The 21,662-nt window shown below is 66.4% G+C and carries 23 protein-coding genes and 1 riboswitch; of the genes, 17 read left to right on the plus strand and 6 right to left on the minus strand.

The window, feature by feature from the left end:
• Nucleotides 1–48: 48 nt before the first annotated feature.
• From QTI17_RS33475 to QTI17_RS33490, 4 genes are all read right to left on the minus strand, one after another.
• Complete coding sequence (locus QTI17_RS33475) at nucleotides 49–261, minus strand: hypothetical protein (RefSeq protein ID WP_286538388.1); 213 nt, start codon at nucleotides 259–261, stop codon at nucleotides 49–51.
• 136 nt (nucleotides 262–397) lie between these two features.
• Nucleotides 398–1,894: a hypothetical protein gene (locus tag QTI17_RS33480; RefSeq protein ID WP_286538389.1), complete on the minus strand. Its 1,497-nt coding sequence runs from the start codon at nucleotides 1,892–1,894 to the stop codon at nucleotides 398–400.
• A 298-nt stretch (nucleotides 1,895–2,192) separates the two neighbouring features.
• Nucleotides 2,193–3,377: an FAD-dependent monooxygenase gene (locus QTI17_RS33485; RefSeq protein ID WP_286538391.1), complete on the minus strand. Its 1,185-nt coding sequence runs from the start codon at nucleotides 3,375–3,377 to the stop codon at nucleotides 2,193–2,195.
• 142 nt (nucleotides 3,378–3,519) lie between these two features.
• Nucleotides 3,520–4,110, minus strand: a complete 591-nt coding sequence (locus tag QTI17_RS33490; protein WP_286538393.1) for a TetR/AcrR family transcriptional regulator — start codon at nucleotides 4,108–4,110, stop codon at nucleotides 3,520–3,522.
• Between the two features lie 183 nt (nucleotides 4,111–4,293).
• Here QTI17_RS33490 and QTI17_RS33495 point away from each other — a divergent pair, with 183 nt between their 5' ends.
• From QTI17_RS33495 to QTI17_RS33530, 8 genes are read left to right on the plus strand one after another with little or no spacing between them, the layout of a single operon-like run.
• On the plus strand, nucleotides 4,294–5,274 hold the full coding sequence (locus QTI17_RS33495; RefSeq protein WP_286538395.1) for a VOC family protein: 981 nt from the start codon (nucleotides 4,294–4,296) through the stop codon (nucleotides 5,272–5,274).
• A gap of 42 nt (nucleotides 5,275–5,316) precedes the next feature.
• On the plus strand, nucleotides 5,317–6,459 hold the full coding sequence (locus QTI17_RS33500) for an FAD-dependent oxidoreductase (RefSeq protein ID WP_286538397.1): 1,143 nt from the start codon (nucleotides 5,317–5,319) through the stop codon (nucleotides 6,457–6,459).
• 29 nt (nucleotides 6,460–6,488) lie between these two features.
• Complete coding sequence (locus QTI17_RS33505) at nucleotides 6,489–7,673, plus strand: amino acid ABC transporter substrate-binding protein (RefSeq protein WP_286538399.1); 1,185 nt, start codon at nucleotides 6,489–6,491, stop codon at nucleotides 7,671–7,673.
• Nucleotides 7,674–7,710: 37 nt separating this feature from the next.
• Entirely contained in the window at nucleotides 7,711–8,595 is an 885-nt protein-coding gene (locus QTI17_RS33510) for a branched-chain amino acid ABC transporter permease (RefSeq protein ID WP_286538401.1), read from the plus strand.
• Nucleotides 8,595–9,554 (plus strand): branched-chain amino acid ABC transporter permease, encoded by a 960-nt coding sequence (locus tag QTI17_RS33515; protein WP_286538402.1) that lies wholly within the window; start codon nucleotides 8,595–8,597, stop codon nucleotides 9,552–9,554. The genes QTI17_RS33510 and QTI17_RS33515 overlap by 1 nt, the downstream gene beginning before the upstream one ends.
• Nucleotides 9,551–10,294 (plus strand): ABC transporter ATP-binding protein, encoded by a 744-nt coding sequence (locus tag QTI17_RS33520; RefSeq protein ID WP_286520898.1) that lies wholly within the window; start codon nucleotides 9,551–9,553, stop codon nucleotides 10,292–10,294. The genes QTI17_RS33515 and QTI17_RS33520 overlap by 4 nt, the downstream gene beginning before the upstream one ends.
• Nucleotides 10,278–10,991 carry an ABC transporter ATP-binding protein gene (locus QTI17_RS33525; RefSeq protein ID WP_286538403.1) on the plus strand — a complete coding sequence of 238 codons (714 nt, stop codon included), beginning with the start codon at nucleotides 10,278–10,280 and terminating at the stop codon, nucleotides 10,989–10,991. The genes QTI17_RS33520 and QTI17_RS33525 overlap by 17 nt, the downstream gene beginning before the upstream one ends.
• Complete coding sequence (locus tag QTI17_RS33530; protein ID WP_286538404.1) at nucleotides 10,991–11,893, plus strand: alpha/beta hydrolase; 903 nt, start codon at nucleotides 10,991–10,993, stop codon at nucleotides 11,891–11,893. The genes QTI17_RS33525 and QTI17_RS33530 overlap by 1 nt, the downstream gene beginning before the upstream one ends.
• A 22-nt stretch (nucleotides 11,894–11,915) precedes the next feature.
• Here QTI17_RS33530 and QTI17_RS33535 read toward each other — a convergent pair whose 3' ends face one another.
• A complete protein-coding gene (locus tag QTI17_RS33535) occupies nucleotides 11,916–12,455 on the minus strand; it encodes a Rieske (2Fe-2S) protein (protein ID WP_286538405.1) in 540 nt (179 codons plus the stop codon).
• 157 nt (nucleotides 12,456–12,612) lie between these two features.
• A riboswitch (TPP riboswitch) is annotated at nucleotides 12,613–12,706 on the plus strand.
• A 68-nt stretch (nucleotides 12,707–12,774) separates the two neighbouring features.
• Here QTI17_RS33535 and QTI17_RS33540 point away from each other — a divergent pair.
• The 6 genes from QTI17_RS33540 to QTI17_RS33565 are packed head-to-tail and all read left to right on the plus strand — an operon-like array spanning nucleotide 12,775 to nucleotide 18,666.
• Nucleotides 12,775–13,887 (plus strand): LuxE/PaaK family acyltransferase, encoded by a 1,113-nt coding sequence (locus tag QTI17_RS33540; RefSeq protein ID WP_286538408.1) that lies wholly within the window; start codon nucleotides 12,775–12,777, stop codon nucleotides 13,885–13,887.
• Entirely contained in the window at nucleotides 13,884–15,353 is a 1,470-nt protein-coding gene (locus QTI17_RS33545; protein ID WP_286538410.1) for an acyl-CoA reductase, read from the plus strand. The genes QTI17_RS33540 and QTI17_RS33545 overlap by 4 nt, the downstream gene beginning before the upstream one ends.
• Nucleotides 15,354–15,361: 8 nt before the next feature.
• Nucleotides 15,362–16,108: an ABC transporter ATP-binding protein gene (locus QTI17_RS33550; RefSeq protein ID WP_286538412.1), complete on the plus strand. Its 747-nt coding sequence runs from the start codon at nucleotides 15,362–15,364 to the stop codon at nucleotides 16,106–16,108.
• A complete protein-coding gene (locus QTI17_RS33555; protein ID WP_286538413.1) occupies nucleotides 16,105–16,872 on the plus strand; it encodes an ABC transporter permease in 768 nt (255 codons plus the stop codon). Before QTI17_RS33550 ends, QTI17_RS33555 begins: the two co-directional genes overlap by 4 nt.
• A gap of 13 nt (nucleotides 16,873–16,885) precedes the next feature.
• Nucleotides 16,886–17,902 (plus strand): ABC transporter substrate-binding protein, encoded by a 1,017-nt coding sequence (locus tag QTI17_RS33560; RefSeq protein ID WP_286538414.1) that lies wholly within the window; start codon nucleotides 16,886–16,888, stop codon nucleotides 17,900–17,902.
• On the plus strand, nucleotides 17,899–18,666 hold the full coding sequence (locus tag QTI17_RS33565; protein WP_286538415.1) for an SDR family oxidoreductase: 768 nt from the start codon (nucleotides 17,899–17,901) through the stop codon (nucleotides 18,664–18,666). The genes QTI17_RS33560 and QTI17_RS33565 overlap by 4 nt, the downstream gene beginning before the upstream one ends.
• A gap of 8 nt (nucleotides 18,667–18,674) precedes the next feature.
• Here the strand turns inward: QTI17_RS33565 and QTI17_RS33570 are convergent, their stop codons facing one another.
• Nucleotides 18,675–19,274 carry a DUF4148 domain-containing protein gene (locus tag QTI17_RS33570; RefSeq protein ID WP_286538418.1) on the minus strand — a complete coding sequence of 200 codons (600 nt, stop codon included), beginning with the start codon at nucleotides 19,272–19,274 and terminating at the stop codon, nucleotides 18,675–18,677.
• A 14-nt stretch (nucleotides 19,275–19,288) separates the two neighbouring features.
• Here QTI17_RS33570 and QTI17_RS33575 point away from each other — a divergent pair, with 14 nt between their 5' ends.
• From QTI17_RS33575 to QTI17_RS33585, 3 genes are all read left to right on the plus strand, one after another.
• Nucleotides 19,289–19,729, plus strand: coding sequence for a CoA transferase (locus QTI17_RS33575; protein ID WP_286538419.1), 441 nt, complete (start codon nucleotides 19,289–19,291; stop codon nucleotides 19,727–19,729).
• 71 nt (nucleotides 19,730–19,800) lie between these two features.
• A complete protein-coding gene (locus QTI17_RS33580; RefSeq protein ID WP_286538420.1) occupies nucleotides 19,801–20,094 on the plus strand; it encodes a cupin domain-containing protein in 294 nt (97 codons plus the stop codon).
• Nucleotides 20,095–20,419: 325 nt separating this feature from the next.
• Complete coding sequence (locus tag QTI17_RS33585; protein ID WP_286521766.1) at nucleotides 20,420–21,418, plus strand: ABC transporter substrate-binding protein; 999 nt, start codon at nucleotides 20,420–20,422, stop codon at nucleotides 21,416–21,418.
• The last annotated feature ends 244 nt before the right edge of the window (nucleotides 21,419–21,662 follow it).

A 21,662-nucleotide genomic window follows, 5' to 3' on the forward strand; every position in this document is an offset into this window, starting at 1 on the left:
TCGACGGAAACGATATCCGCAAGGTGGACGCAGCACCATCGTTCCGCTTCAATCGACTTCCCTTCGCGTACGCGCGAGATGTTCTGCAACCCGTTCGGCCTGTTCGCGGGTCGCGAAGGCTTCGACGTGGGGTGATCCGCTCAAGCGGTTGGCCAGCAGTTCGCAGTGGCCGGAGAAGTTCTTGCGTGCAAGGCAGAAATAGCCGTTCACCGTCGGATGCCGGGCGGGCTTCCAACCGCCGGTCGTTGCGTGCGTCTTCATGTGCTTTCAAGAAGGAGAGAGATTGTTCCGGCTTCTGGCGGGGGCAGGGCGTGCGTGGGAGGATCTCCCTGACAGCCCGGGAAAGTAAAAGAGCCCCGGCGTCGTACGCCGGGGCCCATTGACCTGAAGAACGTGCCTACTGGAACGCGAAGTTCCGTACGTTGGCGGCGTTGAATCGAATCTTCTTCACCTTCCAGTCGGAGGCGACCACCGTGCCGCTGTCACCGAGCACGACGATCGCGCCGCTGTAGGGCTTGCCGCAAGCGGCTGGCTTGTCGCCTGCCAATGCGGCGGTCGTGTCGCACTGGGCATCGCTCTTGTCGCGGTACATGCCGCCGTCGCCGGTGACCCCGTCGACGATGCAAGCGTTCGGATAGGTGGCGAAGTCGAAACCGGTCAGCGTTTCGTGCCCGATGTAGTCCGGATTCAAGGCGACGCCGCTTCCCACGGGCGTGCCAGCGGATACCCGCCATCCCGGCGTCGCGCGGCTGAACTTCACGGTGCTGAAGGCGCTGTCGGAGATGGCGTTGTCCTGCTGGACGAACTTCGCGAACGGGTCGTAGATCACGATCCGACGCTTCTTGCGCACATCGGCCAGCGTCGCATTCGCCGCAAGCGGGGAGCCGTCGCAGGTCAGGTCGACGGTGAAGTTCACGTAGGCATAGACATTCCTGCCGCCGGAAGTGGTCGCTCCTTTGACGTCCATGGCCATGTCCTTGAAGTCGATGAGCTTCGTACCGGCAAGGCCTGGCAGCTGGAGGACGGCCTTGTTGCCGTTGCCGCCGCCGACGAAGCTTCCCACCGCATTGGCGCCTGCGCCGAGGGTCATCGAGAGTTCGTCACCGCTGGCAGAGATGGAGGCCCTGTTCAGCTGGGGAATTGCGGCGAGTTCCGCAGCCTTGAAGACATGCGTCAACGGGATCGGCACATCGGCGTCGCCTGCGGATGCGATCGACGAGAGCATCTCGTCATAGGCGATGTTCTCGTCGGCGAGGGAGCGCATGAGGGTCGAGATCAGGTCGTCGTGCGCGTCGCCGGCACTCGGCTGGAATGACGTCGTCAGCGGATTGCCGGCCAGCGGCGAGTACCCTGAAGCCTTCAGACTCGCATTGACCTTTGCCAGTCCTTGCGCGAGGGCGCTGGAAGCCGACGATGCGAGCGATGACGCAGTGATCGTCGACGGAGCGGCATGAAGGCCTCCCGCCACCACGAGGCCGGTCAGCGGGGTCACGTTGAGGTCGGAGGCGTCGAGTGCCATGGAATAGAGCGACTGCCCGGCGGGTACGGTGCCGCCGCTGACGGTGACCAGGCACGGGAACTTCTGGTCGGTCAAGGTGGCGCTCCACGCGCCCGTGGCGCCGGTCGTCGTGGCCACGGCAGTGCCTGTCGCGCACTGGACTGAAACGCTGCCGTTCGCAACGGGTGCGCCGACGGCAGCCAGACCACTGAGGCGGGTGGTCAAGGCTGTATTCGCATCGGGCGTGGCGAGGCGGCTTTCCGCGGGGCGGGTTTGAGGGTTTGCGGCTGAAGTTTGGGTCGGGGTGGCAAAGCCACCGTTTCCGCCACCGCCACCGCAGGCGGTAATCGTGAGGACGGCGGCGGCGACGAGGGAGCGTGAAAGAATGCTCAGCATTGAGGATGTCATGTGGATGGGTTGGCGCGTGAATTCGGCGAAGCGCGTCCGCGCGCAGGCGCGGTGAAGCCCGGCGCGGGACGCGTCGCACGGGCAGGATTTTCCGATCCACATGGCCCTCGCGCCCCCTCCCTGAAGGAGGGGGTCGAAGGCCGCGGTCCCGAGCTGCCGTCGCTGGATCAGCAGGTGAGCTGCTCGCGAGTGCGGCGCGTTGTCAGGCGCCGTGGGCAGCCCGCTCTTGTACAGGGTCGGGCCCCGTGCGATCAAGTAAGACCGATGATGCGCGCGTCCAGATCCATCACAGTGGCACCGCTGCTCCGGCGGCGATTGCATCCGGCAACACGTCGTAGGCATAGAGACGCTTGCGGAATTCGGCATGCGCGGCGAGTTCTGCGTCGCGGGTACTGAGATCCGCAGCGGTCGAGTCCAGACGCAGTCCGTTTTGCCGGGCACCCAACTGAATTTCCGCCACGCGCTCGCGACGCAATCGGTCGTAGGCAAGCAGTGACGCCGCCACCTGCGATCTGTCCACCTGGGCCAGGATCGTGGCGAGTGCCATGCCGTCCTCGATCGCCTGGTTGGCCCCCTGGCCCAGGTGCGGCAGCATCGGATGCGCCGCGTCGCCAAGCAGTGTCAATCGGCCCTTGGTCCAGGTCGGCAGCGGCTCGCGGTCGTAGAGTGCCCAGCGAAAAGTCTTGTCGACTTGCCGCAGGACATCGGAAACGCGCGGGTCCCACCCTGCGAACTCGTGGCGCAGCACCGCCGGATCGCCGGGCGCGGACCACGATTCCTTCATTTCCTCATCGGTCGGCACGAACCCGACGTAGTTGACCATCGAGCCGTGGCGAACAGGAAAGACCAGGAAATGCCTGGACGGACCGGCCCACATTTGCCAGCGGTCCATCGGCCAGTTCGGCAGCCGCTCGCGCAAGATCAGGCCTCGATAGGAAATGGTGCCGTGAAAAACGGGCTTCGAGGGCGGAAAGACGTGAGGACGCAGTTCGGAATGTATGCCGTCCGCGGCAACCACCACGTCGGCCTCGGCGGTGACGCCGTTGGCAAATTCGACGCGGGCGACGTCGTCGGTCTGCTCGAAGCCGATGGCACGGTGGCCGGTATGGACGATCCCGGGAGGCAGGTTGGCGGCCAGGAAATCTACAAGATCGGCGCGGTGCATGCCGAAGGCCGCATGCCACCCGGAGGCATCCGACACCTGCACCGGGGCAATCGGCGTGCCGTCGTGGCGAAGGTAGCAGGAGCCGGGTCCGACTCGGGCGCCCCATCTTTCGACGGCGGGCCCCAGACCCACTCGCTCGAGGTGGCGCACCGCATTCGGCGTCACGAACACGCCGGCGCCGATCTCACCGAGGGCCGACGCCTGTTCATAGACAGAAACGCGCAGCCCCTTTTCGATCAACGCATTGGCGGCGAACAAGCCGCCAATGCCGCCTCCGATGACCAGGACGCTTGGTCGAGATGCCATTTCAACCCAATCGAAAAAGATTCGACAGGGAATTGTGCGAGCGTGACGGGCAGAGGGCAACGACAATCGACGAGAAGCTGCATGCCCCTTTGCAGGGCGTGCCGCACAGCTCAACTCTACCTCTGCAGCGGCCAGACCGCCTTCATGGCGTCGGCGCGGACTTTGCGGCGGCGCCAGCGAACAAGCGACTGAACAGTCGCGCCATGTCGTCGTCGCACGGGGGGCTGTGCGCCAGGCGAACGTTCATGGCAAAGCCGTCGAACGCCATGAGCGCGACGCTTGCGAGCATGTCGCTTTCGTCTGATGGCGTCGCGAGGCATTCTTGGATCCAACCGGCCACCCGCGACTGGAACAGCTGGCGCAACGCCGGGCTGTAGTCGCCGTTGCCGCTGCTGGTGGAGACAGCCTGCATCACGTTGTTGGTGAAGCCGTTGTTTTCGCGCGGCAGGTCGCGCCACAGCGTCAACAACAGCTTTCGCAGTCGCTCTTGCGGATCAGCGACTCGGCGCTGCGCGCGCTCCAGCTTGTCCAGGCGTCCCAGCAACCACGGCGAGTACAGCTGGAACAGGATGTCGATCTTCGATTGAAAGTAGACGTAGACGTTGGCCGTCGAAATGCCTGCTTCCCGCGCGATGCCGGGAATGGAGGTCTCGCTGTACCCCTGTTCGCTGAAGAGGCGGAATGCCGCCTCGAGGATCGCGTCGCGAACCCCTTCCTTCTTGCGTTGAACCATGTGCCGATGCCTTCTTTTGGTGCTCGCGCCGGCGGCGATGACCGCAGCGATCGATGCACCAATTGTGCTTCCAATCGTCGGCCGTCACATTTTCAAAACTGAATGGTATTCGCTATTGACAGCCATCGAGGCGGCTTCTAGAGTTCACTTCGATCGCAACTCGAGTACCCGGAAAGAGCTTCAATGACTGCCACACGACAAGCTTCCTACTTCACCCCGCGTCGCCTCGGCCACGTGAATCTCTGGGTGGACGACATCCCGACGTCCGAACGCTTCTACAGCGATGTGTGCGGCCTGCGCGTGGAGTTCAGCGAGCCCGAGCTGATCGCCACCTTCCTCGGAACCGGCCATACGCCGCACGACCTCGGCATGATCCAGAAGACCAATGGCGTGGACCGCTACGGCAAGGATGGCCTGCTGCAGCTGCCCGGCAGCATCGGCCTGCATGCGGGGCTCAATCACCTGGCGTGGGAACTCGAGAACGAGGCCGATCTGGTGGCGGCCTTCAGGCGCCTGAAGGACGACGGCGTTCCGACCGACATCACGGTCGACCACCAAGTGGCGCACAGCGTCTACATGTTCGATCCCGATGGCAACTACAACGAGTTCTATTGCGACACCGTCAAGGACTGGCGCCAGGTACTGAGCGGCCCGATGGCGCTGATCACCACGCACTGGGACCCGCTGACAGCCGAGGGCTTCGCCGAAGGCCGCTACGACACGGACCCGGTGCTGCGCACCAACACCGCGGCGCCGATGCGCCCCTGGCGCATCACGCATGCCGTTCTCGAGACGGCGCGCATCGAGGAGATGACGCGCTTCTATACCGAGATCGGCGGTCTGCACGTGGTGGCGCGCGAGGAGGGCGTCGTCTACCTCGGCGCCACGCAAGCCCAGTACGACCACCACCTGGTGCTGGTGCCCGCGAACAGCGCGAGCTACCACCATGCGAGCTTCCAGCTGGCCGACGAGGCCACGCTGGATTCGGCCGTCGCAGGCCTGCAGACGCAGGGCGTGGCCATTGCGCGCCAGGTCGACCTGCCCTGGAAGCGCTCGATCTTCCTGCGCGACCCTGACGGCCTCTGCAGCGAGTGGTACGTGAAGCGCCCGGCGCCGCGGGCGCTGTCGGCGCTCGGCGATGTCGACCTGGTCGAAGCGGTCTGAGCGGTCCCTGTTCAGCATCCAACAGCCTGAAAGACAACAACCATGGCAAGAAGCGCAATCATTTCCGGCGGCGGCATCGGCGGACTGGCCACCGCGGCCGCCCTGGCCCAGCGCGGCTGGGACGTGACCGTCTACGAACGGCAATCCGAGCTGCGTGCGGCCGGCTCGGGCATCTACATCTGGGAGAACGGCCTGCGCGTGCTGGAGGCCCTGGGGGCCTATGAAGAAGCCACCGAAGGTGCGTTCCACGGCACGCACTTCGAGCAGCGCGACAACCGCGACCAGATCATCGAGTCGGCGCCGATTGCCTCCGACAAGCGCCTGCTGACTGTCCTGCGGAGCCGCTTGCTGGGCGCCCTGAAGTCAGCCTGCGAGCGCGCCGGCGTCAAGGTCGTCACCAACGCCGAGACCATCGGCGCCACGGCCTGCGGCGAGCTGCTGCTGGCCAACGGACAGACCGTGCGCGCCGACCTGGCAGTGGGCGTCGACGGCGTCTGGTCGCGCGTGCGCCAGAGCCTGGGACTGGAGTTGCTGCACGAGCAGACCCGCGAGGGCGCATTGCGCACCATGATCGCCTCCCGGCCCGGCGACTTCGCGGCGCAGGATGTCGGCAAGTACATCGAGAACTGGAACGGCACCCGCCGGCTCCTGGTGACGCCGGTCAATGCGACGCAGATCTACCTGGCATTGACCTGCCTGCAGGACGATGAAGCGCGCAATCTGCCGCTGAACCGGCAGCTCTGGATCGACGCCTTCCCGCGCTGGGCCCACCTGATCGAACGCATCGGCGACACGCTGAGCTGGGGCGTCTACAGCGTGACGCGCAGCCGCGCCTGGTCGGCCGGCCGCACGGCGATCGTCGGTGATGCCGCGCATGCCCAGCCACCCAACCTGGGGCAGGGCGGCGGCATGGCGATGCAGAACGGCCTGGCCATGGCCGTGGCGCTCGAGCAGGCGCAGGACCCGCGTGACATCCCCGCGGCGCTGGAAGCCTGGGAAACGGCGGAGCGTCCGCTGGTCGAGCACTGCCAGCGCTGGTCGATCCTGTACGGCGAGGTCACCTGCCTGCCGGACGCCGTGCGCTCGCAGGTGATCCGCTCGGCCATGGGTGACGAATGGGTCGCGGGCCAGGTCTTCAAGGCCGCCAACAGTTCACCCACCGGAACGGTGGCACCCCGCCGCTGACCGCACTCTCTCAACTCAAGGGCTCCATGATGAAACTACTGAAAGTCTTTCGGATGTTCGCGACGGGATTCGTGCTCGCGATGGCCGCCGGCAGCTGGGCCGCCGAGCCCGTGCGCATCGGCATGAGCATGGCCAAGACGGGTGCCTTCGCCGCCGCCGGTGCCGGCCAGCTCAACGCCTACCAGTTGTGGGCGGAGCAGGTCAACGCAGCCGGCGGACTCGATGTGGCGGGCACCCGGCGGCCGGTGGAACTGGTGGTCTACGACGACCAGTCCGACCCGGCCAAGGCCGCGGCGATCTACGAGAAGCTGATCACCAGCGACAAGGTCGACCTGCTGATGTCGCCCTGGGGTTCGCCCGCCCACTTCGCGGTGGTGGGCGTGCTGGAGCGCTACAAGTTTCCGATGGTCGGCAGCTCCGCGGCGTCGCTGCAGATTCGTTCGCTCAAGGCGAAGAACATCTGGTTCCCGACCTCGGCCATCCCGGATGCACTGGGCGCCGAGCTGGCCAAGTTGATGCAGGCGCAGGGCGTGAAGGCGGTGGCGATCAACACCGTCCAGCTGCCCTTTCCGCAGGAGATCAAGCGCTACCTGGTGCCGGCGGTACAGGCCGCCGGCATGAAGGTGGTCTACAACGAGGAGTACGCGCCGGGCATCAAGGACATGACCGCCAGCATGGTGGCCATCAAGCGCGCCTCGCCTGACGCGGTGATCTCGCTGTCCTACCCTGAAGACTCGATGCTCTACATGAAGCAGGCCCGCGAGCAGGATCTCCGGGCGCCCTTCCAGTTCGTGGCGGTCGGCCCCAGCATCGCCTTCTTCTCGAAGATGTTCGGCGCCAACCTGGACAACATCGTCACCCTGGGCCATTGGTCGCCGGACCAGAAGGCCTGGCCGAAGGCGAAGCCCTTCTTCGACGCCTACCAGGCCAAGTACGGCGAAGCACCCGACTACCTCGACGTCGCGCTGGCCTGGGTGTCGGCCGAGGTCCTGCAGCAGGCCGTCGCCAAGGCAGGCCTGGACAAGGACAAGCTGCGCGCCGCCATCGCCTCCGGCACCTTCGACACCATCGACGGCCCGGTCGCCTTCGAGGGCGTCCAGAACCGCCTGACGCCGGCGATGTTCCTGCAGTTCCAGCAAGGCAAGGGCCAGATCGTCTATCCGCCTTCGCAGCAGACCGCGCCCTTCGTCGCCAAGAGCGGCTGGCAGAAGTAGGCCCGGCCCTCTTGCCCGCGACGCTCCGGCGAATTCCATGGCACAGATCCTGTCTCCCGAGCTGCTGCTGGCGGCGTTGATGCTCGCATCGACCTACGCCCTGGTGGCTTTGGGCCTGAACCTCATCTACGGCGCCATGCGCCTGCTCAACGTGGCCCATGGCGACCTGATGGTGCTCGGCGGCTACGTGGCCTGGAGCGGCTTCACCCTGCTGGGGCTGAGCCCGCTGCTGGGTCTCTTCGGTGCGATGCTTCTTGCGGCGGGCCTGGGCATCGCCTGCTACACGCTGTTCTTCAAGCGGCTGGTGCGCAACACGGCGATCGCGGCGCGGCTGGAGGCCAACTCGCTGCTGATCTTCTTCGGCGTGTCGATCATCCTGCAGAACCTGATGTCGCTGGTGTTCACGGCCGACGCGCGCAGCTACAGCTACATGGACACGCTGGTGCAATGGGGCAGCGTGTCGATCGCCCTCAATCGACTGGTGATCCTGGGGATCAGTGCCGGCGCGACGGTGGCGGTGCTGTGCTTCCTGCGCTTCAGCGTCTTCGGCATCGCGATCAGGGCCTTGATACAGCAACGCGACGCGGCGTCGCTGATCGGCATCGACGCCGATCGCATCAACATCGTGGTGTTCTGCCTGGGCTTCGCGCTGGCCGGCCTGGCCGGGGCGCTGATCAGCATGACCGAGAGCGTGACGCCCTTCGGCGGCTTTCCCTTCACGATCGCGGCTTTCGTGGTGGTCATCCTCGGCGGCCTCGGTTCGCTCGGCGGTGCCGTGGCGGGGAGCCTGCTGCTGGCCTTCGTCGAGGTCTACGGCGTGACGCTGACCTCGGCGGCCTACCGCTCGATCCTGGTCTACGGCTTGTTCATTCTCATCCTGTTCGTGCGGCCGCAGGGGCTGTTCGGGCGAAAGGCCAACTGATGGCACGCACTGTCTTTTCTTCCGTCGACAAGGGCGGCCTGACCGTGGCCGCGTCGTTGACCGGCGTTGCCGCTCTGTCGCCCCTGATCCTCAGTGCCTACGGGGTCGGTGTCCTCACGCAACTGTGCGCCTGGATCGCACTGGCCGGCAGCTGGGTCGCGTTCTCCGGCATGACGGGCTACATCTCGCTGGGCCACGCGGTGTTCTTCGGCCTCGGCGCCTACATCATGGCGCTGGGCTGGCAGCAGATCCCGATCGTGGCGATCCTGCCGCTGGCCGGCGTGGCGGCGGCGGCGCTCGCGCTGGTGATGGGCTTTCCGGCGCTGCGGGTGCGGGGTCCCTACTTCGTGATCCTGACCTTGGGCATCTCGGAGTTCCTGAAGTACGTGGTGGTGGCCATCGAGGCGTCGCTTGGCGCCGGCGGCCGACTGCTGATCGACACGCCCGACACCGTCGTCCTGTTCTATCCGATGCTGGGGCTGGCCCTGGCCGCCACCGCGATCAACGTCTGGCTGACCCGGTCGCGTCTCGGTGCCGCGCTGCGAGCCATCCGCGAAGACGAGACGGCCGCGGCGACGGTGGGCGTGCCCGTGACGCGCATCAAGATGCTCGCCTTCGCGGTGTCGGCCGTGATCCCCGCGATGGTGGGCGCGTTGAGCGTGCTGCGCAGCACCTACTTCGAGCCCATGCAGTTGTTCAGTCCGACCACCTCGTTCACCATCGTGACCATGGCGATCATCGGCGGCAGCGACCGGCCCGCTGGGCCGATCCTGGGCGCGGCGTTCATCCTGTTCCTGAGCGAACTGCTGTGGGCCCGGGCGCCCCAGACCTACATGATCCTGCTGGGCGCGCTGCTGATCGGCTTCGTGCTGCTGGCGCCGTCCGGACTGTCGGGCCTGTGGGCCCGGCGGCGTTCGGCGTCGCTCAAGCGTCGAGCGGTCGTCGGGAGGCCGGCGTGAGTCTTCTTTCCGTGCGCAACCTGGCCCGCCGGTACGGCGGCAACCTGGCGGTCGACGACGTCAGCTTCGATGTCATGCCGGGAGAAATCCTCGGCGTGATGGGCGCCAACGGCGCCGGCAAGACCACGCTGTTCAGCATGATCGCGGGCAACGTCAAACCTTCGTCGGGACAGATCATGCTCGAAGGACAGGCGATCCAGGGGCAGCCGCCGGAGCGCATCAATGCGCTGGGCGTGGCGCGCACCTTCCAGATCGTGCGGCCCTTTCCGGGCATGAGCGTGCTGGAGAACGTGGCCGTCGGAGCCATGTACGGGCGCGGGCGCATCGCGTCGCCTGCGGAGGCCCGCGAACATGCCTTCGCATTGCTGCGCGAGACCGGGCTCGCCGATCGAGCGGACCTGCCGGCTTCGCAGCTCAACCTGGCGGGCCGCAAGCGGCTGGAAATCGCCCGCGCGCTGGCGACCCGGCCCCGCCTGCTGCTGCTCGACGAGGTGCTGGCCGGGCTCAATGCCACCGAGGTGGGCGCGGCGCTCGAACTGATCCGCGAAGTGCGGGAGCGCTACGGGCTGAGCATCGTCATCATCGAGCACGTGATGAAGGCACTCATGCGCCTGAGCGATCGCATCGTGGTCATGCACGAAGGTCGCAAGGTGGTCGAAGGCCTCCCTGCGGAGATCGCCAACGATCCTCGCGTCATCAAGGCCTACCTGGGAGAACGACGCCATGCCGTACCTGCTTGAGGCGCTCGGCGCCAGTGCCGGCTACGGCGAGATCCAGGTGCTCGACCAGGTCGACGTCGCGATCCCCGCCGGTTCGATCACGGCCATCATCGGCAGCAACGGCGCGGGCAAGTCCACCTTGATGCGGTCGCTGGCCGGACTGCTGCGCCTGCGGTCGGGCCGCATCCGCTTCGACGGCGCCGACGTCACTGGCCGTTTCGCCCACCAGCGCGTCGACGACGGCATCGCGCTGGTGCCCGAAGGCCGCCTGGTGTTTGCGGACTTCACGGTCGCCGAAACCCTGCGCATCGGTGCCTACCTGCCGCGCGTGCGCAAGGGGTGGCGGGCGCGGGTGGACCTGATGTATGAGCTTTTCCCGCGGCTGAAGGAGCGGCGCGCCACCCCGGCCGGCCTGCTGTCCGGCGGTGAACAGCAGATGCTGGCGTTGGCGCGCGGCCTGATGTCCATGCCGCGCGTTCTGCTGCTGGACGAGCCGAGCCTGGGCCTGGCGCCGGCCATGGCCGACGAGGTGTTCGCCGCGCTGCGTTCGATCCGTGCCCAGGGCGTGACCATCGGCATGGTGGAGCAGAACGTCTATGCGGCGCTGTCGATTGCCGACACGGCCTACGTGATGGAAGATGGCCATGTGGTGCGTCATGGCCCGTCGGCCGCATTGATCGACGATCCGATGATCCGTCAAGCCTACCTGGGATTGTGATGAAGCCACCCATGCTCTACCGCCAGTTCGCCAGCCAGGCAGAGATCGACGCCGAGTACAACCCGGCGGCCCGGCTGAGTGACCCGGGCGCCTACCAGCGGCACTACGTCGAACAGAGCCGGTTGGCTCGCGAGCGCTTGCCCGGCCTGCAGGGCGTTCCCTTCGGGCCGACCTTGGCCGAGACGCTGGACATCTTCCCGGCGGCGCCGTCCGATGCGCCGGTCTTCGTCTTCATCCACGGAGGCTACTGGCGGGCGTTCTTGGCCGGTGATTTCAGCTGTGTCGCGCTGGGCTTGCATGCGCTGGGCATCACGACAGTGGTCGTGAACTACGCCTTGGCGCCTTGGGTCGGGATCGACGAGATCACGCGCCAGACGCGGGCGGCACTGGCTTGGGTGCTGCGCAACATCGAGCGGCACGGCGGGGATCCGGCGCGCGTGGCCGTCGGCGGGCACTCGGCCGGCGCCCACCTGGCGGCCATGGCACTGCAGACGCGCTGGTCGGACGACTACGGCCTGCCTGAAGATCCGTTCCGGGCCGCCGTTCTGGTCAGCGGCCTGTACGACCTGGAACCGCTGCGCCACAGCTACCTGCAGCCGCAGATTCAGCTGGACGACGGCGTGATCCGGCGCAACTCGCCGCTGTTCTCGATTCGCGCCTGTCCCACGCCGGTTCTGCTGACATGGGGCGGCGAGGAGAGCGCGGAGTTCGTGCGGCAGTCGACCACTTTCCACTCTGCCTGGACCGATGCGGGCAACCTGTCGCTGTGCGCACCTCAACCGGGCGCCAACCACTACTCGGCGATCATCGGCTTCGAGCAGAGCGCAAGCGCGATGTGCGAGTGGCTCGAGAGTCAGTTGGGTCCGCAGCGCCCTGCCGATCGCTCGCTGGAGGCATGCTGAACTCGCAAAACATCGGTCTCGACTATCGCTTCGGGGCACGAGTGATGCGCAAGATGTGGTAGTCCCTGACTTCGAAGTCCGGCACATCCAGGTCGGCCATCTGCAGCAGCCGCGCGTCCTGGTCCGCGTACTGCTTGATCGCGCGGCCAGCGTAGTCCCATTCGCCAAAACGGCATGGATCGCGATAGCCGCCTTGCCACGGACGCACTGGCGCGTAGCGGTCCGCGCCGCTGGGCACGTGATCGACCTCGCATCCGTCGGCCGGGCTCACCAGGGAGTAGATGAAGAACGATGGACGCCCGGCCGCGATCGGACGATGGTTCCAGGTGTGGGCGGTTTGCGCCCGAAGGTCATCGAGCATCGCATCGGTGGTTCGCACGAGGGCCAGGGGTGTACGTTGGAAGGTGTAGAACTTCGGGCTGCCCGGCGGAATCTCCGTGAGGTCGATCTCCAGGTAGGCCGGCTCCTTGCGTTCCATCCCCGTCATCCAATAAACGAAGGCAATCCAGGCACCCGTGGCGACCAGGAATGCGATCACAAGCAGAACGCGACGCAGGGTCACTTCGTATCGAGGAAGTCAGCAAGAAGATGAAGACTTTAGGACTGGATCGGGCTCCACGTCCATGAAAGGGATCATCCCTCTCTCGCCCTGCCTGACTTGATGGGCAAGGAGCCGATCGCGGGCCGGCACGGCGGCAGGCGCGAATGCGCCTAAAATCCATGATGCTCCGGGGTGCACGTCACAGTGCTGAGATTCAAACCCGCGAACTTGAACCGGTTAACACCGGCGGAAGAAGAGCAGTTGCTTGGGTCATCGGCACATCCTGCCGACCCCGAAGCGGCCTTCGGAGCACCCGTTTCACGGTCACGAAGAAGGCCCTATGCACAATTCCTCTGCGAATCCACCTGCGCCCACGGCGGCAGCCAGCGACGTGGTCGCTGCCGTCCTCGCCTTCATCGCGCAAGACGGTTGCTCCGACGCCGACTTCGATGGCCTGGCGTTGCGACTGTTCGCCTACCAGTACGCCAACAACCAGCCCTTCAAGCGTTTTTGCCAACGGCGCGGCGCGACCCCGCGAAGCGTGAAGCGCTGGAGCGACATCCCGGCAGTACCGATCGACGCCTTCAAGGAACTGCCGCTGCGCTGCGAGCCGCCGGCCGCCACCGACCGGGTCTTCATGACCAGCGGCACCACCCGCAGCGAGGTCAAGGGCCGCCATTTTCATCCGACGCTGGCGGTCTACGACCGCTCGATGATCGGCAACTTCGCTCAGCGCTTCATGCGGGGGCATGGCCCGATGCGCATGGGCATCCTGTTCCCCACCGAGACCGTGCTGGCCAATTCCTCGCTCGCCCACTATCTGGCGCTGGCCATGGAGGCGTTCGGAACCGCGGAGAGCCGCTACTTCATGAGTCCGCAGGGCTTGGACCTGCCGGGACTCTGCGAGGCCCTGTCGGATGCGCAGCAGCGCGGCGAGCCCTTCGCGTTGCTCGGCGCCAGCTACAGCTTCGTGCACCTGATCGACGAGCTCAAGCGGCGCGGCCAGTCGTTCCGCCTGCCGGCGGGCAGCCGGGTGCTGGACACCGGCGGCTACAAGGGACAGTCACGCGACTTGCCGCTCGACACCTTCTATGCGGAGCTGTCCGCGCTGCTCGGCATCGAGCGATCGCACTGCATCAACATGTATGGCATGACCGAGCTGAGCACGCAGTTCTACGATGCGGGCAACGCCTCGGTGCCCTCGGTCAAGTCCGGGCCGCACTGGATCCGCTCGCGTCTGGTCGACCCGCTCACGGGCCGTGAAGTCGCGCCTGCCGAGCGCGGGATCCTGGTTCACTGCGATCTCGCCAATTTCAATTCGGTGACCACCATCCTGACCGAGGACGTAGGCCTGGCGGCGGACGGCGGCTTCCTGCTGCTCGGTCGCGCCGAGGGCGCGCAGGCCAAGGGCTGCTCGCTGGCGGTGGAGGAATTCATCCGGGCCGCCGCATGACGACGCTGCATGCGACCGCCGGCTACCTGCCGGGCCTGGCGCCAGCGGACGTGCAGTGGCGGTCCCTGCGCTTCGAATCGGGCCCGACCCGGCTCGAGGTCGCCGTTCCGGTGCTCAGTCCGGATCAGATGCGCGCCCTTGCCGTGCGTGTCGGGCACGCCACCCGCCGCCATCTGAAGACCATGACCGTGTCCGGGATCGTGGACGTGGTCGATCGGGCGATGGCTCGGCTGCTGGACCCGGCCGATCCATACCGCAGGGAGCTCGACCAGCTGCTGCCGATCGTCACCGGCTACGACGCCGAGATGGTCCGCCTCGGCCTCACGGCCTTCTTCAAGACCTTTCGCGCGCCGCAGCTGCATCGCTTCGTCGCCGAGGATTTCGCCAATCCGAAGCTGCTTGACGAATTCCAGCCGCGCCCCAAGGGCGGCGCGGCGAAGGCCTTCGGGCCGGAGCTTCTGGTCCACGTCTGGGCCGGCAACGTGCCGGCCATTGCGCTCTGGAGCCTGGTCTGCGGGCTGCTCGTGAAGGCCGGCAACATCGGCAAGCTGCCGAGCGCGGAGCCGCTGTTCGCGGGCCTGTTCGCGCGCCTGCTGGCCGAAGTCCACCCGCCGCTGGCCGATTGCCTGGCCGTGGTGTGGTGGAAGGGCGGCGACGAGGAACAGGCGTCGGCGCTGTATGCCGAGGCAGACACGGTGCTGGCCTATGGCGGCAACGATTCGCTGGACCAGATCCGGCGCCGGCTGCCGGTCACGACGCGCTTCCTGGCCTACGGTCACAAGCTGGGCTTCGGCCTGGTCAGCGCCTCGGCCCTCGATGCCCTGAAAGCGCCGGCGACGGCACGCCTGGCCGCCTGGGACGTGATGCGCTATGACCAGCAAGGCTGCTACTCCCCCCATGTCTTCTACGTCGAACGCGGCGGCCGGGTGTCGCCGCGCGAGTTCGCTCATTACCTCGCGAGCGAGCTCGCCAACCTGCAGCACCGCTTCCCGCGCCGGGCTCTGTCGCTGGAAGATTCGGCCACGGTGGCCGGCTGGCGCCAGGGCATCGAGCTGCAGGCGATGGCCGTGGGCGACGGAGGCGGCGACGGGTTGATCGGCGAGGACGGCGCGGCCTTCGGCGTTGCCTACACCGACGAGGTGAAGGAGCTGGCGCCGACGGCATCGCATCGCAGCATCCAGGTCGTCGCGGTCGATGCGCTGGACCAGGTGGTCGCTCGGATCGAGGCGCACCGGCCCTTCCTGCAGACCGCGGGCGTGGCCGCGGCGCCGGCCGAGCTGTTCCGGCTGGCCGAACTGCTGGGCGCCGCTGGCGTGACCCGCATCAGCGCCATCGGCGCCATGAGTTCGCCGGAAGCGGGCTGGCATCACGACGGCCGGTTCAACCTGCTGGATCTGGTTCGAATGGTCGAGATCGAGCAGTCGGCAGAGATCGCGGCCGACCCGCTGGCGCCCTACGCCGACTAGGGATCGATGTGAGCTTCCTCGACATCGACCAGGTGAGCTTCACCTTTCCCGGCTGGCCGCCGGTGGTGCGCAGCGTCGACTGGCGCATCGCGCAAGGCGAGTTCCATTGCCTGGTCGGACGCAGCGGCTGCGGCAAGACGACCTTGCTCAAGCTCGCTGCCGGCCTGCTGCATCCGCAGGCCGGCAGCATCCGCCTGCAAGGCAGGCCGGTGCTGGCGCCCGGCCCGCAGCTGGGCTTCGTCTTCCAGTCGCCCACGCTGCTCGAGTGGCACCGCGTGATCGACAACGTGCTGCTGCCGGTGTCGCTGCAGCACAAGCCGTCCGCCGACGAGATCGACAAGGCGCAGCAGCTGCTGGCACTGCTGGGCCTGGCCGGCCACGCGCAGCACTACCCCCGGCAGTTGTCGGGCGGCCAGCAGAGCCGCGTGGCCCTGGCCCGCGCCCTGATCCTCGAGCCGTCGCTGCTGCTGCTGGACGAACCCTTTGCAGCGCTCGACGCGATCACCCGTGGCGAACTGCAGGACGATCTGCTGCAGATGTGCCGGCTGCGCCGCACCACCGTCCTGTTCGTCACGCATGACATCGCCGAAGCGGTGTACCTGGGCGACCAGGTCGCGGTGATGAACCGCGGCCGGATCGTCAGCGCCATCCGCGTCGAAGTCCAGAGGCCCCGCGCGCCGGCCATGCGCTACGGCGAGGCCTTCAACCGGCATTGCGCGCAGGTGCGCGATGCGATGGACCTGGAGGCGGCATGAAGAAGGCCTCGGTTCGCGCGCGCCTTGGCGCCTGGGCGCTGCTGCTGGCCCTGCTTGCCCTATGGGAACTGGCGTCGCGCGCCTCCGGTGTCTCGACGCTGGTCTTGCCACCGCCCTCGGCGGTGATGAAGTCGCTCTGGATGGGGCTGTCCACCGGCTACCTTTGGCCCCATATCCGCGCGACCGGCCTCGAACTGCTGTTCGGCCTGAGCCTCGGCTGCCTGATCGGTTTCGCGAGCGGCGTGGTCCTGGCCGAGTCGACGCTGCTGCAACGCTTGCTGAAGCCCTACATCGTGGTCAGCCAGGTGGTCCCCAAGCTGGCGCTGGCGCCGCTCTTCATCGTCTGGTTCGGCTTCGGCATGACGTCGACGGTGGTGATCACGGCGCTGATCTGCTTCTTTCCCTTGATGGAAAACACCGTGACCAGCCTGCAGCAGGTCGACCCGCAGCGGCTGGAACTGTTCCGCATGCTGGGCGCCACCCGGCGCCAGACCCTGCTGCGCCTGAAACTGCCCGCCGGCCTGCCCGGCATCCTGGCGGGGCTGCGGGTGGCCGTGGTCCTGGCGCTCGTCGGGGCGGTGGTCGGCGAGTTCATCGGCGCCAGCCAGGGGCTCGGCGCGCTGATCATCGCCTCGCAAGGGATGATGGACACGCCCCTGATGTTCGCGGTGCTGGTGGTCATCGCCGCGCTCGGGCTGCTGCTCTACGAAATCACGCTGGCCGTCGAGAGGCGACTGCTGCTGCCCTACACCCGAAGCTCATGAAGGAACCACTGCCATGCAAAGACCCATCGCTCGCCGAACCGCGCTGCTCGCGAGCGCCGCGCTCCTGGCCCTGACGGCCGCCCGCGGCGCCCACGCCGCCGACCCGCTCGAGAAGCTCACGGTGGCTGGCTGGAGCAAGCCGATCACCGAGATCACGCACCTGCTGGTCGAGCCCGACAAGGGCTTCTACAAGGCCAACGGGATCGATCTGGCCTACGTGCCGGGCGCCGGCGGGGGCGACGCGATCCGCAACATCCTCACCGGCCAGGCCGACGTCGCCTTCACCGACCCGGGGGCGTTCTTCGCTGCCCTCGACAAGGGCGAAAAGCTGCGCGCGATCTACGACATCTACCCGCAGAATGTCTTCAACGTGGTCTCGCTGAAGTCCGCCAACATCAGCAAGCCGGCCGACCTGAAGGGCAAGAAGATCGGCGTCTACAGCCTGTCCAGCGGCACTCGCCAGAACCTGCTGGTGCTGCTGCACCAGGCCGGGCTGTCCGAATCCGATGTCACGATCGTCGTCACGGGGCTGTTGAACTTCGCGCCGCTGCTGCAAGGCCAGGTCGACGCGACCGCTGCCACCGACACCGGCCTGCTGGTGGGAAGGCACAAGGGGATCGGCGATGTCAACGTGATGGAGGTCCGCAACTACCTGAACGTGTCGAGCGACCTGTTCGTGGTCCGCGAAGAGGTCTACCAGCAGAAGAAGCCGTTGCTCAAGCGCTTCCTCAAGGCCTATCGCGAGAGCGCGGCGTGGATGATCGCCAATCCCGACGAAGCGGCCGGCCTGGCGGTGAAATACGCCATCGACGGCACCGACCGTGCCACCAACCTGGAAGTGATCCGCCTGCGCAATGCCGCCAGCGTGTCGGCCAACACCGAGCGCAACGGCCTGGGCGCCTTCGACCTGGAGGCGCTGCAACGGGCTGCGGATGCCTATCGCAAGCTGGGCCTGATCGAGCACGAAATCAAAATCAAGGACGTGGTCGGCACGGATCTGCTGCCGTCGCGATCGAGGTCGACGCCATGAGGTTCGACACCCAGGTGGTGCTGGTGACTGGCGCGAGCCGGGGCATCGGCGCCGCCATTGCCCGGGCCTTCGCCGGCGAAGGCGCGACGGTGGTGGTCAATCACCTGCGCAATGAAGACGCCGCCGCCGCCGTGGTCGCGGATTGCAAGGCCGCCGGCGGCGATGCCTGGGCGGTGAAGGCCGACGTCGGTTCGGCCGTGGCCGTGCAGGCCATGGTGGAACAGGTGCTGGACGACGCGGGCCGCATCGACGTGGTGGTCAACAACGCATTCCGCCCCTATGCGTTCGACCCGCAGCGCCGCGCCCTGTTCGACGAGACGGCGTGGCAGGACTACCAGGCGCAATTCGATGGCGCCGTCGGCGGCGCCTACAACGTCTGCAAGGCCGTGCTGCCGCACTTCAGGCAGCGGGCCCGGGGCAGCATCGTCAACATCGTCAGCGACCTGGTCGAGCGCCCGGTGATCCCGTACCACGACTACACGACCGCCAAGTCGGCGCTGGTCGGCTTCAGCCGCAACCTGGCGGCCGAACTGGGGCCGTTGGGCATCCGCGTCAACTGCGTCGCCCCGGGCCTGGTCTACCCGACGCAGGCCAGCGGCGCGACCCGCGAGGCGTTCCGCGAGTCGCTGATCGCTGCGACGCCGCTGCGGCGCATCGCGCGGCCCGAGGACGTGGCGGGGCCGGTGCTGTTTCTTGCTTCCGACTGGAGCCGCTTCATGACGGGGCAGGTGCTGTTCGTCGACGGCGGCCTGGTGATGAAATGAAGCCCGCATCACTGCGCAGCGCGGCCTGCAGCCGAAGGCGCCTCGGCGGTCATCAGCCGGGGCGATCCGCCTTGTGCCGAGCGTGCCTTGGCGTAGTGCCGCGGGAGCTCTTCGTTGAGCCTCAGGCCGCTTTCATCGTTCGCGAGCATGTCGCCGGTACGGATCGCTTCGGCCAGATCGGCCTTGACTTCGGCGCGTGACTTTCCTGCTGCAACGATCCGCGCCGGGAAGCGCTGCGGGAACTCCTCGTTGACCCTCAGGCCGCTCTCGTCGTTGGTCATGATGTCCCCGGTCCGGATGGCGTCGGCCAGTTCCATCTTGACCTCGGCGCGTGACTTGCCGAGTGCGACCACCGGCGCAGGATAGCGCTGCGGGCTCGACTCCCTGAGGGTCATGCCGCTTTCGCCGGCGGCGAGCATGTTGCCGGTTCGCATGGCCTCGGCCAGTTCGGCCTTGACCTGCGCACGTGTCATGCCCCCGTCGGCATGGGCGGCTGCACCGAGTGCGGCGAGAAGGAACAAGGCGGACGTGGCGCGAGCGAATTTCCAGCGCCGCGCCGTTTGCGAGCTGCCCGTCCCGGGGGCGAGTGTGGGTTCGAATGGTCGCATGTCGATCTCCTGGGTTGAATGGCACCACCTGTGCCGCGGTTGAGCCTCTCGGCCTCGTGATGCGGTACGGCGCCCGTTTGCGAAATATTCCTGGCCTTCGACATGGCATCGCGACCGACGTCCGATTCGCGAGCAACAACGTGCGAACCAGCAACCGGGTCGACCTGGAGTCGCTGATCCGCGACGTGTTCGCCGAGCTGACCTATGCGCAGGCGGTCGATCGGCTCACCGAGGCGCAGACCGCGTATGGCGCCATCAACTCCGTGCACGACCTGATCCAGCATCCCCAGCTGCGCACGCGGCCCATGAAGGTGCGCGGCCTGGTCGCGGAGATTCCGGCGACGCCGTACGCAACGGAGTGGGACGAAGCGTTCTATCCGCAGGCACCCATGGTCGACCAGAATGGCGACGCGCTGCGCCGCGAGTTCGAGTCGTTGTCTGGATCGAAGGTCTGAAGCGAACGAGCGGGCCACTCCCCGGTCGTGGCGCTCGTTCGAGAATCATCTGCCAGCTTAGGAGCCGTCTTATGCAACTCAAAGCAGTCGACACAATGGAGAAGTTTCGCGCTCAGGCGCTTGCCGAAGGTTTCGACGAAGTCCTGGAGCGCGTCTGGGCTTCAGGACTGGAGATCGAAACCCACAGCCATCCGTTCGATGCGGAGGCGATCGTCACCCGGGGCGACATATGGCTGTCGTGTGCTGGAAAGACACAACACCTGGAACCTGGCGACACTTTCGTGGTGGCCTGCGGAATGCCGCATGCCGAGCGCTATGGGCCTCAAGGCGCGACCTATTGGGTTGCGCGCCGCATCCCGCGCTGAGTCCTGTAGGCGTGGAACTCGCGTCGGCGGCGATCATCTCCGCCGCCGACTTGCACTACACCGCCTTGCGGCCCTTCAAAATCAGCGCCCCTCCGCTCCCTGCTTCGAAGGGCCCTTCAGACTGGCTGCGGTCGGTCGCTCGCGAACCGTGGATGTCGCAGATGGGCCCGTTGCGGACGGTCGACCCGCTCTGGGAGAGGACGCTCAATGCCTTCGCCGCCGGCACCATTGCTCTCTCCTTGACCTGCGGGTAGCTGGGTTGGCATGATTCAGTGTCACCGCCTCCCAATTCGGGGGCGGATTCAAGACTGCTAGGAGGTGGGGCATGATTGACCGTCGTCGGATCATCTCTGGCTTCGCTTGCGCCCTTGGGACCACGGCGCTGGCCCAGGTTCGGGGCCGGACGTATCACATCGCCTGGTTCGGGCTCACCGCAAAGAACTCCGCAGAAGATGATCGTATCAATGCGGCATTCATCAACCGACTGGCTGAGCTCGGCTTTGCGGAAGGCAGGAATCTGACCATCGATTGGCGCTACGCGGAAGGAAAGAGTGAACGCTACGCTGAGTTCGCTGTTGAGATGCGAGACAGGGGTATCGACCTGGTGGTTACCGGCACTGCGACGGCGGCACGTGCCGTGGTCGAGGCAAGCCGCGACATTCCAGTAGTCACGTGGGGCATCACCGATCCGCTGAGTACGGGTCTCATCGCGAGCTTTGCACATCCGGGCGGGCAGGTCACGGGAATGTCGAACTTCGCTGGCGACCTCGTGCCAAAACGGATCGAGTTGTTCAAGGCCGCGGTCCCGACTGTCTCCAAGATCGCATTTGCCCGCTGCCCGGAATGCGCAAGGCTGTCGGGAGTTAGCCGCGCAAGTTACGACGCGGCTTTCGAGGGCTATCGTGAAAGCGCCCGATCGCTCGGCATCGCAATGATTCCGCTGGACATCAACGCGGCTGCAGATTTCTCGTCGGCAATGGCATCGATCGGGAGCCAACAGGCTCACGGAGTACTCTTGGCTGCGAATCAGATCAACGCGAAGTTACGAGACGACTGGGTTGCCTTCGAGGCATCGCATCGGGTGCCCGTGATGGTCGACTATCGCGGCTTTGGATGTCTCCTGTCTTATGGCCCTGACTACGCAGCGATGTTCCGCCGCGTGGCAGAGATTGCGGCGCAGATACTGAACGGCGCAAAGCCCGGTGACCTGCCGTTGGAACAGCCGACGAAGCTCGAGTTCGTCGTCAATCTGAAGGTTGCCAGAACAATCGGATTGACCATCCCGCGGAGCGCGCTCTTGCGGGCTGACGAAGTCATTTCGTGAGTCTGATCCTTGCGGTGGCTTCTGCCGCGAGATTGACGAACCGCGATCGCTAATGAGTGCCCCGCGAACGTTGGGTATCTGGCAAGTTCTGCGGCGCGGCCGACCGGCCGCTCCGGGCCGAACTGAGTCTCCCGCCGTCGCCGAGCGAAAGACGGCAATCGCTTCTATGAGGGCTGGAATGTCAAGGCCTTCATGGCGGTCGATCGTCAAGACTGAGCGATCGAAGGTCGGGAACCGGTGGAAG

Origin of the sequence: Variovorax sp. J31P179, assembly GCF_030316985.1 — a bacterium.
Lineage (GTDB): Bacteria > Pseudomonadota > Gammaproteobacteria > Burkholderiales > Burkholderiaceae_C > Variovorax > Variovorax ginsengisoli_B.

What these genes read in the sequence shown, in the direction of transcription:
- QTI17_RS33475 (WP_286538388.1), bottom strand. Translation starts at nt 261, where the DNA reads ATGAAGACGCACGCAACGACCGGCGGTTGGAAGCCCGCCCGGCATCCG.
- QTI17_RS33540 (WP_286538408.1), top strand. Translation starts at nt 12,775, where the DNA reads ATGCACAATTCCTCTGCGAATCCACCTGCGCCCACGGCGGCAGCCAGC.
- QTI17_RS33525 (WP_286538403.1), top strand. Translation starts at nt 10,278, where the DNA reads ATGCCGTACCTGCTTGAGGCGCTCGGCGCCAGTGCCGGCTACGGCGAG.
- QTI17_RS33490 (WP_286538393.1), bottom strand. Translation starts at nt 4,110, where the DNA reads ATGGTTCAACGCAAGAAGGAAGGGGTTCGCGACGCGATCCTCGAGGCG.
- QTI17_RS33555 (WP_286538413.1), top strand. Translation starts at nt 16,105, where the DNA reads ATGAAGAAGGCCTCGGTTCGCGCGCGCCTTGGCGCCTGGGCGCTGCTG.
- QTI17_RS33480 (WP_286538389.1), bottom strand. Translation starts at nt 1,894, where the DNA reads ATGCTGAGCATTCTTTCACGCTCCCTCGTCGCCGCCGCCGTCCTCACG.
- QTI17_RS33565 (WP_286538415.1), top strand. Translation starts at nt 17,899, where the DNA reads ATGAGGTTCGACACCCAGGTGGTGCTGGTGACTGGCGCGAGCCGGGGC.
- QTI17_RS33585 (WP_286521766.1), top strand. Translation starts at nt 20,420, where the DNA reads ATGATTGACCGTCGTCGGATCATCTCTGGCTTCGCTTGCGCCCTTGGG.
- QTI17_RS33495 (WP_286538395.1), top strand. Translation starts at nt 4,294, where the DNA reads ATGACTGCCACACGACAAGCTTCCTACTTCACCCCGCGTCGCCTCGGC.
- QTI17_RS33505 (WP_286538399.1), top strand. Translation starts at nt 6,489, where the DNA reads ATGAAACTACTGAAAGTCTTTCGGATGTTCGCGACGGGATTCGTGCTC.
- QTI17_RS33515 (WP_286538402.1), top strand. Translation starts at nt 8,595, where the DNA reads ATGGCACGCACTGTCTTTTCTTCCGTCGACAAGGGCGGCCTGACCGTG.
- QTI17_RS33500 (WP_286538397.1), top strand. Translation starts at nt 5,317, where the DNA reads ATGGCAAGAAGCGCAATCATTTCCGGCGGCGGCATCGGCGGACTGGCC.
- QTI17_RS33510 (WP_286538401.1), top strand. Translation starts at nt 7,711, where the DNA reads ATGGCACAGATCCTGTCTCCCGAGCTGCTGCTGGCGGCGTTGATGCTC.
- QTI17_RS33485 (WP_286538391.1), bottom strand. Translation starts at nt 3,377, where the DNA reads ATGGCATCTCGACCAAGCGTCCTGGTCATCGGAGGCGGCATTGGCGGC.
- QTI17_RS33530 (WP_286538404.1), top strand. Translation starts at nt 10,991, where the DNA reads ATGAAGCCACCCATGCTCTACCGCCAGTTCGCCAGCCAGGCAGAGATC.
- QTI17_RS33545 (WP_286538410.1), top strand. Translation starts at nt 13,884, where the DNA reads ATGACGACGCTGCATGCGACCGCCGGCTACCTGCCGGGCCTGGCGCCA.
- QTI17_RS33560 (WP_286538414.1), top strand. Translation starts at nt 16,886, where the DNA reads ATGCAAAGACCCATCGCTCGCCGAACCGCGCTGCTCGCGAGCGCCGCG.
- QTI17_RS33570 (WP_286538418.1), bottom strand. Translation starts at nt 19,274, where the DNA reads ATGCGACCATTCGAACCCACACTCGCCCCCGGGACGGGCAGCTCGCAA.
- QTI17_RS33580 (WP_286538420.1), top strand. Translation starts at nt 19,801, where the DNA reads ATGCAACTCAAAGCAGTCGACACAATGGAGAAGTTTCGCGCTCAGGCG.